The sequence below is a fragment of the Pseudoalteromonas sp. P1-16-1b genome (assembly GCF_001401785.1).
GTDB classification, from domain to species: domain Bacteria; phylum Pseudomonadota; class Gammaproteobacteria; order Enterobacterales; family Alteromonadaceae; genus Pseudoalteromonas; species Pseudoalteromonas undina.
This window is the reverse complement of sequence record NZ_LKGQ01000007.1, coordinates 30,817-48,965: the sequence shown is the minus strand read 5'-3', so window position 1 is coordinate 48,965 and position 18,149 is coordinate 30,817. Positions and strand designations below refer to the sequence as shown.

General features: G+C 41.8%; 11 protein-coding genes. 7 read left to right on the top strand and 4 right to left on the bottom strand.

From position 1 onward, the window contains the following. Nucleotides 1–341 precede the first annotated feature (341 nt). Nucleotides 342–3,791: a PAS domain-containing hybrid sensor histidine kinase/response regulator gene (locus AN392_RS07270; RefSeq protein WP_054202697.1), complete on the top strand. Its 3,450-nt coding sequence runs from the start codon at nucleotides 342–344 to the stop codon at nucleotides 3,789–3,791. A gap of 14 nt (nucleotides 3,792–3,805) precedes the next feature. Here the strand turns inward: AN392_RS07270 and AN392_RS07265 are convergent, their stop codons facing one another. Both AN392_RS07265 and AN392_RS07260 read right to left on the bottom strand, forming a co-directional pair. Then, entirely contained in the window at nucleotides 3,806–4,468 is a 663-nt protein-coding gene (locus AN392_RS07265; RefSeq protein WP_010392247.1) for a response regulator transcription factor, read from the bottom strand. Between the two features lie 366 nt (nucleotides 4,469–4,834). Further along, nucleotides 4,835–7,123 (bottom strand): TonB-dependent receptor, encoded by a 2,289-nt coding sequence (locus AN392_RS07260; RefSeq protein WP_055012319.1) that lies wholly within the window; start codon nucleotides 7,121–7,123, stop codon nucleotides 4,835–4,837. Nucleotides 7,124–7,380: 257 nt separating this feature from the next. On the opposite strand from AN392_RS07260, the gene AN392_RS07255 reads away from it, so the two are divergent. The 6 genes from AN392_RS07255 to fusA all read left to right on the top strand — a co-directional run bounded on the left by AN392_RS07255 (nucleotide 7,381) and on the right by fusA (nucleotide 14,371). After that, entirely contained in the window at nucleotides 7,381–8,682 is a 1,302-nt protein-coding gene (locus tag AN392_RS07255; protein WP_010392249.1) for a GntP family permease, read from the top strand. Between the two features lie 9 nt (nucleotides 8,683–8,691). Next, complete coding sequence (locus tag AN392_RS07250) at nucleotides 8,692–9,873, top strand: homoserine O-acetyltransferase (protein WP_055012318.1); 1,182 nt, start codon at nucleotides 8,692–8,694, stop codon at nucleotides 9,871–9,873. A 4-nt stretch (nucleotides 9,874–9,877) separates the two neighbouring features. Beyond that, nucleotides 9,878–10,639 carry a 3-hydroxybutyrate dehydrogenase gene (locus AN392_RS07245; protein ID WP_055012317.1) on the top strand — a complete coding sequence of 254 codons (762 nt, stop codon included), beginning with the start codon at nucleotides 9,878–9,880 and terminating at the stop codon, nucleotides 10,637–10,639. 9 nt (nucleotides 10,640–10,648) lie between these two features. Further along, nucleotides 10,649–11,353 (top strand): CoA transferase subunit A, encoded by a 705-nt coding sequence (locus tag AN392_RS07240; protein ID WP_055012316.1) that lies wholly within the window; start codon nucleotides 10,649–10,651, stop codon nucleotides 11,351–11,353. 16 nt (nucleotides 11,354–11,369) lie between these two features. Next, nucleotides 11,370–12,029, top strand: a complete 660-nt coding sequence (locus tag AN392_RS07235; RefSeq protein WP_055012315.1) for a CoA transferase subunit B — start codon at nucleotides 11,370–11,372, stop codon at nucleotides 12,027–12,029. A gap of 257 nt (nucleotides 12,030–12,286) precedes the next feature. After that, the gene (gene fusA, locus AN392_RS07230; protein WP_054202747.1) at nucleotides 12,287–14,371 is read left to right on the top strand and encodes an elongation factor G; all 2,085 of its coding nucleotides are present in this window, start codon (nucleotides 12,287–12,289) and stop codon (nucleotides 14,369–14,371) included. 192 nt (nucleotides 14,372–14,563) lie between these two features. Here fusA and mdoH read toward each other — a convergent pair whose 3' ends face one another. Next, nucleotides 14,564–16,528: a glucans biosynthesis glucosyltransferase MdoH gene (gene mdoH / locus AN392_RS07225; protein WP_055012314.1), complete on the bottom strand. Its 1,965-nt coding sequence runs from the start codon at nucleotides 16,526–16,528 to the stop codon at nucleotides 14,564–14,566. Beyond that, nucleotides 16,500–18,122 carry a glucan biosynthesis protein G gene (locus AN392_RS07220; RefSeq protein ID WP_055012313.1) on the bottom strand — a complete coding sequence of 541 codons (1,623 nt, stop codon included), beginning with the start codon at nucleotides 18,120–18,122 and terminating at the stop codon, nucleotides 16,500–16,502. Before AN392_RS07220 ends, mdoH begins: the two co-directional genes overlap by 29 nt. Between the last annotated feature and the right edge of the window lie 27 nt (nucleotides 18,123–18,149).

Sequence of the window (18,149 nt, the reverse complement as noted above, 5' to 3'; positions counted from 1 at the left end):
CGTCACCGATATGAGCAATGTAGCAAGTAAGTAATAGACGATTATCTGCAATCAATATCAAGGGGCGTTGTGATTAATAACAGATAATCTTAGCTTTAACGTGAGCCACACGTTGTTTCAGGGTCGAGAAACAAATGAACTTTACCGTCACAAAAAGCAATGTACTTCCTTCTTGTTGAGATTGATTATCAGTTAGATCTAAATAACTGTCAATACCCAAATGCAAATAATTCTTATTTTAATTTTTTGTTCATTTATAGCACTAAAGTAAGGGCTGATTTTTGCTGCATTTCTCCTTATGCTAAGTTAAGTATTATAAAAATAATAACAAGAACAAAAATATGTTTTCTATTTGGTTTATTAGCCTTATTGCCGTGGTGTACCTAGGAGTATTATTTGCAGTTGCGGGGTGGGCAGATAGGCGAAAGGTGCTGCCATTTAAAGGCATGATTTATGGTCTGTCATTAGGTGTATATTGTACCTCATGGGCTTTTTATGGCACAACTGCGCAAGCCGCAAGTAATGGTTGGTGGTTAGCACCAACTTATGCCGGCACTATTATATTATTTATTTTTGGCTGGCAATTGTATTGCCGTATTGCACATATTTGTCGACAACAAAAACTCACGTCATTGGCTGATTTTATTGCTACGCGATATGGGCAGTCGTCAAGTCTGTCAGGGCTGATCTCACTTATTTCAGTAATAGCGATTGTGCCGTATATTTCTCTTCAGCTAAGTGCAACTGCGCAGAGCATCAACTTAGTCACCGACCGAGCCCCTACTCAAAGTAACCAAGTGTGGGCTGATAGTACGTTTTATATCACTTTATTACTGGCTTTATTTGCGATTTTATTTGGTGCCCGAAGGCTTAAACCTAGCGAGCATAACCCTGGACTAATCGCCAGTATTGCCTTTGAATCAATAGTAAAGTTACTGGCTTTCATTGGGGTGGGTTTATATGTCTGTTTTGTTTTATTTGATAGCCCAGTTGCGCTCTACGAGCAAGCACTAGCGCTAAATATACCTAATCAAGTTGCGGCAACTCAAAGCCCTGTTTATGTATATGTTGCGCATACTTTTTTAGGGATACTGGCAACGTTATGTTTACCACGCCAGTTTCATATGAGCTTTATTGAAAATAACAATAATAATGAACTGGCTACCGCTCGGTGGTTATTTCCGCTTTATTTATTGGCCATTAATTTATTTATATTACCCATTGCTTATGCGGGGCTGGTTTACTTTAACGGCAATAGTGTAGGTCAAGATACCTTTGTATTAGCGTTGCCAATGGCGGCAGACAATAGCGGGGTAACCTTACTTGCCTTTTTAGGTGGCTTTTCGGCGGCTACCAGTATGGTAATCGTCTCGTCAATTGTGTTGTCGGTGATGATCACTAACGATTTTATCAATCAGTTTATCTTACGTCGTTCACAGTTAACTTCAAGTAGCCGAGGGCTAGATAAAAATCACTTGCTGCATGCGCGTAAAATAGTGATTGTGCTGATATTGTTACTTAGCTATTTCACTCATAGAGTGCTTGCAGAAACTACCACGCTAGCCAGTGTTGGGCTAATGTCGTTTACCTTGGTGGCACAATTTGCTCCTGCGATGATCATTGGTTTGTGGTGGCGACACGCATCGTGTCGTGGTGCACAGTTTGGGATTTTAAGCGGCTTTGTTATTTGGGGGTACACTCTATTACTACCGAACTTGGCTAGTGGCTTAGGCAGCCAAAGCAGTTGGTTAGTTGAAGGGCCGTGGAATATTAAGTGGTTGGCTCCAACTGATTTATTTTCATTGGGTTTAGAAAGTATAAGCCAATCATTACTATTGTCGTTAGGGGTTAATACACTAGTGTATTTGCTTGTACCATTATTTAGCCGTGCAACGCTTGCTGAGCGTCTGCAAAGCAATAAGTTTATTTCACAATTAAACGACTCGCGATTAAACACTGCATTACAGCCACTCAATTATGAAGACCTAGGTGCATTATTACAGCGTTTTGCTGAAAAAGACGCGAGCCACTCTTTAGTGCAGCAGTATTTCCCACATGAAAAAAGCCAATGGAAGCGGATTGCTAATGTTGAGCTTGAGTTATTAGTTGAGCGTGAAATGTCAGCGGTTATTGGTGGCGCATCAGCACGGCTAATTTTAGATGTAGCGAAAAATGAGCAGCGTCAGCCTTTAGAACAAGTCGCCGAGTTTGTAGATGAAGCTAGCCAAGTACTTAAATTTAATCGTGATTTGCTGCAATCTACCATTGAAAATATTCAGCAAGGCATTAGCGTAGTTGATAGGGAACTTCGTTTGGTAGCCTGGAATCAAGGTTATAAGCAGATGTTTAATTATCCTGAAAGTGCTTTGTATATAGGCCGACCTGTTGCCGATATTATTCGCTTTAACGCTGAGCGAGGCTTATTTCGTGGTGAGGATATTAATACTGAAGTTGATAAGCGTTTAGCGTATTTAAAGCAAGGTAGTGCTTATAAATATCAGCGTGCTCACAACGATGGGCGAGTATTTGAAATGCAAGGTAACCCTTTACCTGGCGGTGGATTTGTAACGACCTATACCGACATAAGTGAATTTGTAAAACAACAAAAAGCGCTAACACAAGCTAATTTAAGTCTTGAAGAACAAGTGGCTACGCGAACTGCGGCATTAACACAGGCTAACCAAGCGCTTTCTAAAGCTAAGCAAGTAGCAGAGCAAGCAACAGTAAGTAAAACGCGTTTTTTTGCCGCAGCGAGTCACGATTTATTGCAGCCATTTAATGCAGCAAGTTTGTTTTGCTCGCTGATGAACGAAAAAGCTCAAGATACTGAGCTTAAAGAGCTAGCCATGAATATTAAAAATTCATTAGGCAGTGCGGAAGAGTTACTTTCAAGTATTTTGGAATTAACTAAGCTCGATTCGGGCTCGTTTAAAGTACAGCTAACGGAATTTAATGTGAGTAGTTTAATAGAGCCATTGCGTAATGATTATTTAGCTCTTGCTCAAGAAAAAGGCCTCAGCTTTGTTGTTGAGTCGTGTGAAGCGCGAATTTACACAGATAAAGCATTACTTAAGCGTGTACTAAGAAACTTACTAAGTAATGCGATTCGCTACACTGAGCACGGTGAAGTACGCTTAAGAGTCTTACTTGATGAACGCCATGTGTCGTTTGTGATTGAAGACACAGGCATAGGTATTGCCACTAGTGATCAGCAGAGTATTTATCAGGAATTTAAACAATTGGGTGAAAAACCCAATGCTGAAGGACTTGGTTTAGGGTTGTCGATCACCAAACGAATTTGTGACTTACTCGGGATCCCGTTAGTAATGGGGTCGCAACTTAATCAAGGCACCCAATTTACTTTAACCATGCCATGCAAACCTAGTTTAAAAACACCAGCCACTGCGCATGTACCTGCCAATTCAGAAACTGAATTGGGTCGTTTATGTATTTGGCTTGTGGATAACGATCGTAATGTACTTGAAGCGCTGAAACAGTTGCTAGAAAACTGGGGCTGTGAAATTGCCACGGCCACTAACTTAATTGAACTTGAGCAACTCAAAGCAGAAAATACACTACCACAGCTACTTATTGTTGATTATCAGTTGGATGACGGTGTAACGGGTCTTGAGGTGATTGAACAAGCAGGATTAATGACGCTGCCTGCCATTGTTAATACTGCAAACCACGATGAGCAAATACGCGAGCGCGTACTCGATGCAGGTTATCCTTTATTGTACAAACCACTTAAAGCACCGGCATTAAAAAGAATGATAAAACGACTGACTTAGAGACGTACACTATATTAGCTCGCCTCTAACTTACCAACTTGAGATAGCTGATTAAACAAAATGCCTGCTTGGGTACGGTTATACACATTCAGCTTTCGCAAAATGGCCGATACATGTTGTTTTATGGTGGTTTCTTGAATCGACATTTCAAAGGCAATTTGTTTGTTCAAAAGCCCGTCGGCTATCATTGCGAGTACACGGTATTGCTGTGGAGTGAGTTTTTCTAGGTTGCGGGCAAAATTGCTCTGTTCGTCATTAACAACCACATCAGTTAAGTCAATATCTGTTGGCAACCAAGAGTCTCCATTGAGTACATGTTCAATGGCTTCACTGATCACATCAAGGGATGATGACTTTGGAATATAGCCTGCAGCACCTAAGCTCATGGCTTGTTTTATGATAGTGGGGGTTTCGTTAGCCGATACCATAATAATTAATATATCAGGGTATTGATTTCTTAGTTGTGAGAGCGCTTGTAAACCATTGGCGCCAGGAATTGTTAAATCTAAAAATATCAGCTCTATCTCGGGGTGTGATTTTAATAAGCTAAATAACCCGTCGATATCGCTGGTTTCTTTTATATATTGTTCTGGTACGGAAGTCGCTGCCGCTTGACGTAGCGCACTTCTGAATAAAGGATGGTCATCAGCAATTATGGTATTCACAGCACAAGCCATTTCAAATAGTCTCCAATGCATTAAGTTATATGTGATTTTGTGATGTGAAACAAGGTTTGTCTGTGGGGATAAACAGGCAAACCCTAGGGTCTGTTCACCTTTCAAGATTGAATTTGCAGCAGTCTGTTTGATATTTAGGCAAGGTAGAGCCTATGTCATGTGGTTATTCCACATAAATAGGCGATAACGCAGCATCAATGCCAAACAGGCGCTGCCCTTCGGGTTCTTCCGAGGGGCGATTTACTCTTTGTTGCTCGGTTTTTACTTAATCCACTAGGTTGCAAACCTCGCGCCGCGATTAAAACAGCCCCTAGTTTGAACAAATTTCAATCCGCAAAGGTCAACAGGCCCTAATGATATTAAATTTTAAAAACGATAGCCCACAGTGAGTGATATTGTGCGAGGGTCGCCGTAGTAACCAATCAAGGTATTGTCTCCACCAAGACCCGGCGTGTATTTGCTGATGTTAGTTGGATCTGAAGGATCAGGAGCTACGAACTGATAACCACCAATCATGTATTCTTCATCGGTTAGGTTTTTACCATAAATACCCGCAGTCCAATGGCCATCTGCGCTGTACCAAGTAACACCAATATTTAATAATCCGTAGGCGTCTTGTGTTAAGAGGCTATCTTCTTCGAACAGTGCGTAATCACCACGATGGTAATAATTACCATTCATAACAAAGTCGCCCATATCTGTGTATAAACGGTACGTTGCACCTAAATTAAAGGTCAGATCAGGAGTATTCGAGACGCTAAAACGGTCTGACTTATCAAATGTTTCACCGGTATCAGGATTGGTATCAATTACATTTTCAAAACTACTGTCGATGTAACCTATTGACGCGTCGAAAGTTAGTGCATCGCTTGCAACATAGCTAAGTTCTAATTCAACGCCATCAGACTTAGACTCGCCAATATTACCTAAGCGCTGGTTTAAATCTGCGGCGCTGTCACCAGGTAATACCGAAATATACTGACGATCCTTGTGATCAAGTGTGAATACGGTTAAGTTTGCGCGTAAATTATCATTCCATTCGCTTTTCATGCCTAACTCAATTGAGTCAACTACTTCGGGTCTTGCTGCTGGTTCTGCTGTTGTAGCTCGTGGATTAAATGTCCCTGACTTAAACCCTTGCGAGTAACTAGCAAAAAACATAATGTCGTTATTGTATTGGTATTCCACACCTGCACGAGGTGTAAAGCGTGACCAATCTTCGCTGTCATCGAGTACGGTAGGCACTAATTGGCCTTCAGGGCGTACATAGCCTGGGATCCAACCTGATTCAGGATAAACAACGTCAAAAATAAGACCATTATTTACAATCGCTTCTTTGCTGTCTTTGGTATAGCGTGCGCCTAGGGTCATTGACCATTTTTCATCAAAGTCATAGCTTCCTTGTATATAAGCTGCTTTGCTGGTGGAGTTGCTACAACCGCTTACTTCACGGGTAAGCCCAGGGGCACCTAAACTTTGACCAAGCACACCTAGTACAGCCTCAAACTGGCCACACGATTCACCATCATAGTAATATAAGCCCGATACTAATTTGTAGTCATCGCCACTGTGATTTAGCTGCAACTCATGCGTGGTTTGTTCATCGTCATAAATGGCTGGAACATCAAAAATAGGTAAAGAGGTATTATCAAAGTCGATATTGGTTGGTGAATAGCTTTCTCTTGTTGCTGCAACGTATTTAATGCTGGTGTTTGCGCTCATATCCCAGCGAGCAGTTAAGCTCATACCTTCAAGTTCTACTTTGTTCCATGTTGGTAAACTAGTATAAGAGTCATACACGCTATCTGGCACAGGCGCATTAGTTAATATGCTTGGAAGTAAGCGATATCCGCCTTTCGCGTTAGAGTCATCATCGGTTTTATCCCACGCTAAACGAAAGAATAAGTCATCGGTTGGGGTGTACTCTAGCGTAACCCGTGCAGCGGTAACATCTTTGTTGTAGTTTTCGCGATCTTGGTTATCAAGCGCAGACGTTAAAAATTCACCATAGCCATCACGGTTCAATGTGGCAAAACCAAAACCAACATAGAGTTTTTCGTCAATAAGTGGGAGCTGCCCAGTAACTTTTAAATCTTTTTGGCTGTAGCTGCCTACGGTGCCTTGAATATTTAGCGTTGCCTCTCCGCTCATTTCTTTGGTGACATACTTTACTGCACCACCAATAGTGTTTTTGCCATATAGCGTACCTTGCGGGCCACGTAATACTTCAATTTGTTGCACATCAAGTAAGTCGAGCACGGCACCTTGCGGGCGGGCGATGTATACATCATCAATGTAAATACCTACACCGGGTTCATAACCCCAGAGAGGGTCTTGCTGACCTACACCGCGAATAAACGCAGTGATAGTAGAGTTAGTGCCTCGGCTTGATTGTAGTGTGGTGTTGGGCGAAAACTGCTGTACCTCGGTCATCACACTAATGCCATTTTCTGCTAATTCTTGTGCGCCAATTGAGGTTACGGCAACCGGAACTTCTTGTAAGTTTTCAACGGTTTTGCGAGCGGTTACTTCTATTCGCTCTAACTCTGCTTTTTTTACTGTAGAGGCTTGTTCAGCTGCCACACTTGTTGTGCTTAATAAGGCCAGTGAAACAGCGAGTGTAACGGGTGTGATATTTTGTTTGAGCTTTATCATTGGTGTGTTCCTGTTGTTATTAGTTGATTATTTGTTTGCTCATGTCACCTGCACTTAATGTAGAAGATAGTGTTAAAAAATGAATTAGTACCATAGTGCTATATGTTTTTAACACCTTGACTTATCTTGCTTTTAAGCCAAATTTAAAGCATGTAGTACCTTAGTGTTATGTCTTTATTTTCGCTGAGCGATAAAACTAACAGCAGTTACTGCGATGTCACCTCATCTGGGTAATAACAATAATTATAGGAATGTCTATGCTGAGCATGATAGGGCTGTTAGGCGGTTTAATACTGCTAATAATTTTAACGTTGCGTGGGGTCAATTTATTTATTGCCGCGCCAATATGTGCATTGTTGGTAGCACTAACTAGTGGGATGGCTATATTCCCGGTGACTGCCGATAGTAATTTTATTAACGCGTATATGGATGGCTTTGCTGGATTTTTAAGCGCATGGTTTTTTATGTTTTTGCTGGGCTCGTTGTTCGGTAAATTTATGGAAGATACAGGCGCAGCAGACAGTGTAGCCAGTTACATTGTTGGCAAATTAGGTATGAAGCATGCGGTGCTCGCGGTGGTGATTGCTTGTGCCGTACTGACTTATGGCGGAGTCAGCGTATTCATTGTGGCGTTTTCGGTTTACCCGATGGCGCTCAGTTTATTTAAAGACGCTGATTTGCCACGGCGCTTTATACCTGCAACGTTAGCGTTTGGTTCAGTGACGTTTACTATGACCTCTGCGGGATCGCCTGAAATTCAAAATTGGATACCCGTAAAGCATTTAGGTACCTCACCTTATGCCGCGTGGGAAGTAAGCTTAGTGGTGGCTATTTTTATGGCGACAGTAGGTTACTTTTGGCTAAATAAAATGATTAAAAAGGCGGTTGCCAAAGGTGAGCGCTTTGCTGCTAGAGACGATGATCCGGTTATTTTAGAGCGTAAGCGGCCGCACCCAATCACCGGGGTTATTCCTTTGCTGGTGGTGCTACTTCTATCATTTATATTACATGATGTTTTACAGCAAACTGCGCTGATTGTGGCGCTGCTTGGTGGTGTTTTGAGTATTGTGGTCATTAATTATAAGTATTTCCATAACATGGCCAATGCAATCAATATGGGTACCACTGGTGCCTTAGTGGCGATAGGTAACACTGCAGCTGTAGTTGGGTTTGGCGCTGTGGCTAAAGTATCACCGGCTTTTATTGCTGCTGTTGATGCTATGACTCATATGCCAGGTAATGAGCTGGTGGGGGCTGCTGTTGCAGTGAGCGTCATAGCTGGGTTAACGGGGTCAGCATCCGGCGGGCAAGCGATTGCACTACCGCTTGTGGCTCCTGGATATTTGGATATGGGAGTTAATCCAGAGCAATTACACAGAGTGGTTGCTATTAGTTCTGGTGCATTAGATAGCCTGCCACATAATGGCTACGTTGTCACAACCATCAGGGCCATTTGTAAAGAAACACATCAACGCGCTTATTGGCCATTAGCTGCATTGACCGTGGTTATCCCATTGGTTGGGGTGGCTCTTGCACTAAGCTTATTTATCACTTTTTAAGGAATTGCAATGAGAATAATATTAATAATAGGGTTGCTGTTTTTATTTAGTAGTACCGTGTTTGGCGCTGATAAAGCAGAGCCATTACTAGTAGAAAAGCAACATTTTAGCACTGAAAACTTCACAACGGTTTCAGGTACAACGTTGCCACAGGTTGATATTGGCTGGGAAAGTTATGGTGAGCTTAACGAAGCCAAAGATAATGTGATTTTGATCACTCATTACTTTTCAGGAACCTCTCATGCTGCAGGTAAATATTCAGCCGACGACGCCGCAGCAGGGTACTGGGATGCGTTAATTGGCTCAGGAAAAGCCATAGATACTAACAAGTATTTTGTGATCAGCTCTGACACCTTAGTCAATGCCAACTGGCATGATGAAAATGTCATCACCACAGGCCCAGCGTCAACTAATCCCAAAACAGGTAAACCATATGGTTTAGATTTTCCTGTGGTTACGATTACTGACTTTGTGAATGTGCAAAAGCGTTTACTCGAAAGTCTAGGTATCACTAAGTTACATGCCGTGATGGGCGCATCAATGGGGTCGTTTCAAGCTCTTGAGTGGGCAACGCGTTACCCAGATAAAGTAGAGCGATTAATTCATGTGATTGGCGCTGCAAAAATGGATGCATGGACAGTCGCTGCCCTTGAAAAGTGGGCATTGCCAATTCGGTTAGATAAAAACTGGCAGCAAGGTAATTACTACGACAAGGAACGCCCATTAGATGGACTTGCCGCCACCATGCTTAATATTACCCAAGATGCGATGCACCCGATTATTTATAACGCTAGCTTCCCTGACTTTAACGTACTTGATGAAGGCGCGTTAAAAGACATTCGTACCTTGCCAAAATTAAGCCAAACACTGGCGCAAAGAGCCATGGCAAGAGCAAAAGCCCAAGATGCAAATCACGTATTGTATTTGGTACGGGCATCACAACTGTTTACTGCCGGTATGGAGCAAGACTTAAGTACAGCACTTAAAAAGGTCAGCGCTAAAACATTGTTATTACCTGCCACCAATGACCTACTTCTACGCCCTGAAAATATGCGAACTGTGTATGAGTCAATGAAGTCGCTGGGGAAAGACGTTCAGCTTTCTGAAATTGAAGGCGGTTGGGGACATTTGGATGGCATTTTTTCAATCTTGCCTAAAGCGCAGCTTATCAGTGAGTTTTTAGAGGAATAGCAGTATGAGTCAAAACGTTTTAATCACCGGTGCAGCTAGTGGAATAGGGTTTTATATTGCTGAGCAGTTAGCTCTTGCTGGGCATACCATTATTGTTACCGATCTTAATGAGCAACAGGCTCAACAAGCAGCGCAAAAAATAGTTTATCAGGGTGGTAACGCTCATGGCTACGCACTTAACGTTGCTGATAGCCAAGCGATTGAGGACTTTTTTAGCACCTTTACGAAACCTATCAAGGTATTAATTAATAATGCAGGAATACAGCATGTAGCTAAATTAGAAGACTTTCCTGCAGATAAGTGGCTGCTTTTACAGCAAGTGATGTTGGTTGGCCCCGCAATGATGAGTAAAGCAGTTTTGCCACGTATGCGGGCTCAAAACTTTGGTCGAATCATAAATATTGGTTCTATTCATGCGATGGTCGCCTCTAAATATAAGTCGGCTTATATCGCTGCAAAACATGGCTTAATCGGCTTTACTAAAACTATGGCACTCGAAACAGGGGATGCCAATATTACTATTAACACTGTGTGCCCTGCCTATGTGAAAACGCCTTTGGTAGAACAGCAAATTGCCGCACAAGCAAAAGAACATGGTATTTCAGAGCAACAAGTGATCGACACGATTATGCTAGCACCCATGCCGAAAAAAGCATTTATCGGCTTAGACGAGATCCTGCATACCGTTAGTTTTTTAATGGCTGATGCAGCTCGTAACATTACCGCCCAAGCGATCGCCATTGATGGCGGTTGGACTGCACAATAGGAGGAGCCAATGGCAGGTTTTGATAAAGTAGTTACAAGTTACAGCGAAGCGATGGCGGGTCTTGAAGATGGTATGACAGTAATAGCCGGTGGCTTTGGTTTATGCGGTATTCCTGAAGGGTTGATTGCGCAAATTAAACGGCAAGGCACCCGAGATTTAACCGTGGTCTCGAATAACTGTGGTGTTGATGGTTTTGGTTTAGGTGTGCTACTCGAAGACAAGCAAATTAGTAAAATGATTGCCTCGTATGTGGGCGAAAATGCATTATTTGAGCAGCAGTTATTGAGTGGTGAGTTGGATGTTGAACTAACGCCACAAGGGACGCTAGCCGAAAAAATGCGTGCCGGTGGTGCGGGCATTCCTGCCTTTTATACCGCAACGGGTGTGGGCACTCCGGTCGCCGAAGGCAAAGAAACACGCACTATTAACGGCCGTGATTACTTACTTGAGCCGAGTATTACCGGTGATTTTGCTATTGTAAAAGCCTGGAAAGCGGATCGCTATGGAAATTGCATTTACCGCCATACAGCGATGAATTTTAACCCCATGGTCGCAACCGCAGGTAAAATAACCGTGCTCGAAGTTGAAGAAATTGTCGAGCCAGGCGAGCTTGAACCAAGCCAAATTCATACACCCGGTATTTATATTGACCGTGTTATTAAAGGTGAATTTGAAAAGCGGATTGAAAAAATCACAACGCAACCGGCCGAGTAATAAGGAGTACATAGTTATGGCATTAACACGAGAGCAAATAGCAAAACGCGTGGCGATGGAACTCGAAGATGGCTACTACGTCAATTTAGGTATTGGTATACCAACACTTGTCGCGAATTATGTGCCTGAAGGCATTGAGGTGATGTTGCAATCGGAAAATGGCCTCTTAGGAATGGGGCCATATCCACACGCTGACTCAGTGGATGCGGATATGATCAACGCGGGGAAGGAAACAGTAACCGCAGCAACTGGTGCCGCTATTTTTAATTCTGCAGAAAGCTTTGCCATGATCCGCGGTGGGCATGTTGATTTAACTGTTTTGGGGGCTTTTGAAGTTGACCAAAATGGCAACATTGCTAGTTGGATGATTCCTAACAAGCTGGTTAAAGGTATGGGCGGAGCGATGGATTTAGTGGCTGGGGCAAAAAATATTATTTGCACCATGACCCATGCAAACAAACATGGTGAGTCAAAACTATTAAGTGAATGTAGCCTGCCACTAACCGGTGTTGCCTGTATTAATAAAGTAATTACGGATCTCGCTTTATTAGAAATTAAAGACGGCGCTTTTCACTTGTTAGAATGCGCTCCAGGAGTAAGTGTTGATGAAATTAAAGCCAAAACGGCGGGTAATTTAGTTATTAACGACAAAGTCAAAACCATGACTTTTGAGTAATTTTACTAATGATGGGCATGGAGCAAAATAATTTTATATACTTCATGCCATCACTGCATTGCACTTATTAAGCACTTAAGTCATTTAAATTCAGTTTATAACAGGCCCCTATCAAGCCCATCTCATACCCCAAAATATCTTTAAAGCAAGTTTTTTATAAATTGATTGCATTTTAAGCGACTTCTATGGTGATGTTCGCTTTAAGTAATGCTATACTCCCGCCGAATAATTTATCGACTTTATTAAGAGTAAAATTAATGGCAGATTTATCGAAGTACAGAAACATTGGTATTTTCGCGCACGTTGATGCGGGTAAAACCACAACTACTGAGCGTATCCTAAAGCTTACAGGTACAATCCACAAAAGCGGTGAGACACATGATGGTGAGTCTACTACCGATTTCATGGAGCAAGAAGCTGAGCGCGGTATTACTATCCAGTCTGCGGCAGTAAGCTGTTTCTGGAAAGATCACCGTTTTAACGTTATCGATACTCCTGGACACGTTGACTTCACAGTTGAAGTTTACCGTTCACTTAAAGTATTAGATGGCGGTGTGGGTGTATTCTGTGGTTCTGGTGGTGTTGAGCCACAATCAGAAACTAACTGGCGCTACGCGAACGAATCAGGTGTTGCACGTATTATTTTCGTAAATAAATTAGACCGTATGGGTGCTGATTTTTACCGTGTAACTGAGCAAGTACAAAAAGTACTTGGTGCTGTTCCATTAGTTATGACTTTACCAATTGGTATTGAAGACGAATTCGTAGGTGTTGTAGACGTTTTAAACAAACAAGCATATGTTTGGGATGAGACAGGTCTTCCTGAGAACTACTCAATTGTTGACGTTCCTGCAGACATGGTAGAAAAAACTGATGAATACCATGAGTTCCTAGTTGAAACTGCTGTAGAGCAAGACGATGACCTAATGGAAGCGTACATGGAAGGTGAAATGCCTTCAGTTGAAGATATCAAGCGTTGTATCCGTAAAGGTACTCGTGACCTTGCGTTCTTCCCTACATACTGTGGTTCTGCATTCAAAAACAAAGGTATGCAATTAATCCTTGATGCTGTTGTTGATTACTTACCAGCTCCTACAGAAGTTGATCCTCAACCTCTTATGGATGAAGAAGGTAACGAAAACGGCGAGCACGCAATTGTATCTGCAGACGAACCTTTCAAAGCGTTAGCATTCAAAATCATGGATGACCGTTTTGGTGCGTTAACTTTCGTACGTATTTACTCTGGTAAGCTTAACAAGGGTGACACTATCCTTAATGCATTTACTGGTAAAACTGAGCGTGTTGGCCGTATGGTTGAGATGCAAGCTGATGATCGTAAAGAACTGACTGCAGCACAAGCGGGCGATATCATCGCTATCGTTGGTATGAAGAACGTGCAAACTGGTCACACTCTTTGTGATCCTAAGCACCCAGTAACACTTGAGCCAATGGTATTCCCAACTCCAGTAATCTCGATTGCTGTACAGCCTAAAGATAAAGGCGGTAATGAGAAAATGGGTGTTGCTATCGGTAAAATGGTTGCAGAAGATCCATCTTTCCAAGTTGAGACTGATGAAGATTCAGGCGAAACTATCCTTAAAGGTATGGGTGAGCTTCACTTAGATATCAAAGTAGATATCCTTAAGCGTACTTACGGCGTAGACCTTATCGTTGGCCAGCCTCAAGTTGCTTACCGTGAAACTATCACTCGTGAAATCGAAGATAGCTACACGCATAAGAAACAATCTGGTGGTTCTGGTCAGTTCGGTAAAATTGATTACCGCATCAAGCCTGGCGAAGTGGGTTCTGGCTTTACATTCTCTTCATCAGTTGTTGGTGGTAACGTACCAAAAGAATTCTGGCCTGCAGTTGAGAAAGGCTTTAAGTCAATGATGGGTGAAGGTGTTCTAGCTGGCTTCCCAGTACTTGACGTTGAAGTTGAACTTTTCGACGGTGGCTTCCACGCCGTGGATTCATCTGCAATTGCTTTCGAAATCGCTGCTAAAGGCGCTTTCCGTCAGTCTATCCCTAAAGCGGGTGCACAACTTCTTGAGCCAATCATGAAAGTTGACGTGTTCACACCAGAAGATCACGTAGGTGATGTAATTGGTGACCTTAACCGTCGTCGTGGTATGTTAAGCAATCAAGAAGCTGGTTTAACTGGCGTTCGTATTAAAGCTGACGTACCGTTATCAGAAATGTTCGGTTACATCGGTTCACTACGTACAATGACATCTGGTCGTGGTCAGTTCTCTATGGAGTTCTCACACTACGCGCCATGTCCACAAAACGTAGCTGATACTGTAATCGCTGCAGAAAAAGAGAAAAACGCTGCTAAGTAATTAGCACTCGAACTCTTTTAAAAAAACCCGCACTTGCTGCGGGTTTTTTATTGTTTAACTTTTATAAAGCATGATTGATTTAAAGATAATGAAGCCCGTCGTATTAAATGAGCATGGTTAAAAAAATAAGTGCAAACGCAGCTAAAAAAAAAGGAGCAATACAAGGTTGCTCCTTTTTTATTTGTAGTGGCATTAACTTAGCTTATTAGCAGTTTTTGTGATGAGTGCTTTAAACTTCTTTCGATGTGATTCACTACTAAAGTTCTGAATAGGCATTGTCACTTTATGCTCTAATGGTAACAGCGGTGCTGCTGTTGAATAGCGCCCTACAGGTGGAACGGCTATCTCTTTGAGGTGTACTTTAAGAGCCGCTAATGTTGCATCGTCATCTACTTCACTCGGGCAGAGGAAAATGCCCCACTGCCTTAGCTTAATGCCTAGCTTGATACTACTTGAGTAACGCACAATAGGAGCAGCGAGGATGAGCCCTAATAAAATAGGAGATAACCACCAAAAAAAGACCGGTGTAAAGTAATAAGCAACGCTACCCCATACAATGGCAACAAGCGAAGAAAACAATGTATAACCAAACGCTTCTTTCCATGGCACCATTCTACCTTCACGCGGTTGAGCATCCCATTTTACTTTTTTGCCTAAAAATACACAGACTACAAAGTACGCATGAAATACCATCATCAATGGTGCCACAATAATAGCAAAAATGGTTTCAATGATAGATCCTAAAATGAGCTTTAATGCACCACCAAAGCGCTGTTTACGGTGCACTAAAGTAACAATGACGCCCATAAGTTTAGGTAATAACAAAATAATAATTGTTAGGTAAAGTAATGAGTCAATGAGATCTGTTTTGGCTATTTGCCAAGTCGGAAATAACTGATAGGCACGATTAAAGTAGACATCACTATTTAAAGCACGTGTTACCGCATCTATGGTACTTAATGCCAGCATAGACAACCAAATAAGAGATGAAATATACGCTGTTGCACCTAGTAAAAAGTGCAGTTTGCTCATTAGCTTTAGCTTTGCTGATGAAAGTAAACCTAGGTGTTGAATATTACCCTGAACCCAACGTCTATCTCGTACAGCGTAATCTAAGATATTACTGGGAACCTCTTCATAACTGCCTTCAATATCGGCAAGTAATAATACGTCCCAATTTGCGCTATGTAATAGAGAAGCTTCCACAAAATCATGGCTTAAAATTTCTCCACCAAAGGGGGCTTTACCTTTGAGTGTTGGCAAGCCACAGCAATCAATAAACGCACTAACACGAATGATGGCATTATGCCCCCAGTAATTGGCTTTATCGGTTTGCCAAAAAGCAGAGCCAGTAGCTAACATTGGACTATAAAGAATCGAAGCAAACTGTAAAAAGCGTCCAAAAAAAGTATCTTGGCGCACAGGAATAGGAATAGTTTGAATCAATCCCGCTTGTGGGTTATTCAGCATGCTAGTAGTGAGTTCTAGCATGCATTGACCCGTCATCACACTATCAGCATCCAATACAATCATATGCTCGTATTGGCTACCCCAACGTTCACAAAAATCGGTTAAGTTACCTACTTTACGATGTTTATTATCTTCACGACGACGGTAAAAAATTTGTTTTGCTGTATCGCCAAGACGTTCACATAAAGCATGCCATGCGCTTAATTCATTACTGGCAATAGTTGCGTCTTGTGTATCGCTCAGTAAATAAAAATCAAAGTGTTTTAATTGCCCAGTGGCTTTTAACGATTGCAAGCTCACTTCAAAGCCTGCAATAACTCTATGGGTATCTTCATTATAAATAGGCATAACTACAGCCGTTTTTTGCTTTGATAGTGCTTCATTGTTAATGGAGACCGGTTTTATTCTTCTAAGCGTGAGCGGATCTATACGAAATAGCTGTAGTATAAAACCAATGCAGCCACTACAAAATGCGGTGACTATCCAAGCAAAGGTAATAGAAAACAAAGCAAGCAGTGCATATTCAAGCAAGGTCATGCCATTTGAGTTTAAAATTTCAAACATAATTGAAATGCCATAGCCTGAGAGGCCAATAGCAGCTATAGCAAATAACCATACGCGAAGTGTTTTAAAAGGCATTGGTGTACCAGTACTTTGTTTACTTGATGTCATTTGGATACCAAACATAGCTCCATACCTCGCTCACTGCTTTGTTACGTAGCTTTAGCGATAAACGCATATCTACAGGGTTACTGTCTTTTGGGGCGACTTTGAAGGCAACTCGCCAGCCTAATGATTTTGGTAGCTTTTGCACTGTAATATCACGCGCTTCACCTGTGGTAAGTTGCAAGTCTGCGCTAAGTACTAATTTTTCAGATAATTGATTGATATCAGGGCCAGTAAAGTCAACAGTAAACTGACGATGGCTCTTTGGAGGTGGGTTATCTTCACCAGGCAATGCTGCACTGCCAATGCGTGTTCTAGCCACTTTAGCCAAATTATTTTGGCTTAGATAATCATTAAAGGTCGATATTTTGTAGCTAAACTTTAATGCTTCTCCTGCTTTGAACGGCTTTTCAGGAACCCAATAACTTACAATATTATCGTTAGTTTCAGTATCTGTTGGAATCTCAACAAGCTCAACACGGCCATTCCCCCATTCACCTTGTGGTTCTATCCAAAAGCTAGGGCGGTCATGATAATGCGCTTCTATATCAAAGTAGTTATTAAAGTCACGGTCACGCTGTGCAAGGCCAAAGCCTTTAGGATTTTCATATGAAAAAGAGGTTACGCTAAGTTGGGATGGATTATTAAGTGGACGCCATACCCAGTTACCTTCTTGTGATTGCGTGAGCAAACCGTCTGAGTCGTGTACTTCAGGGCGATAATCATCAAAAAACTTGGTACTATTTTCACCGTGATAAAACATACTCGTTAATGGTGCTATACCAAGCTTTTTAACATCTTTACGGGCAAAAATTTGCATGTCGACGCTAACACTTGTCTGCGTGTTAGGGTCTATCTCAAACTTGTAAGCTCCCGCTACTGATGGACTATCAAGTAAAGCAAAAATAGTAATATTAGTTTGCTCGGGTGTTGGTTTAACTAACCAGAATTCTTTGAATGAAGGAAACTCTTCACCAGATGTTTGTGCGGTATCAATCGCCAGTCCTCGTGCAGATAAACCATAAACTTGGTTAGGCCCAACTAAGCGAAAATAAGAAGCGCCCTGAAATACCATAACCTCATCTTTATAGTCATCGTTATTTAATGGGTAATGTAATCTAAAACCAGCATGCCCTAACTGCGTACCTTCAATACTTTTTGCTATTTCATCTTTTAGGTGTGCTGCTGTTCCATCATATTGATAAAACTCTGTGCTAAATGCAAGGCGGCTAAGCTTTGCATTTTGATCAACGATATTGATTTTTACTGGCGTTTTATATAAAAAACCGGGGTGAAATAATTGCAGCTCATAAAGCCCTTCATCTTTCCATACCGATTGGTCTTGCTTAAAGCGGATTGAGCGGTAGTCTTGATAATCAATACTATTAAGCGCATCTAACTGTATTTCTTTTGGTGCAATGTAATCTTGTTCAGCAAGCTTTTTAGCTCGCGCACTTAGCACATCAAATAAACTGCTCTGCGGTATTGCGGCTTCAAGTGAAGATGCAGCAATCGCGCTGTTAGTTCCCCACAGTGAAAAAACCATCAACATCCCAAACAAAGGCTTTTTAAAAACCCTTTGATAAGTAGATATAAGGTGAATGCGCGCTTTCATTTTGAATCCTTTATAAAAAAATATGTT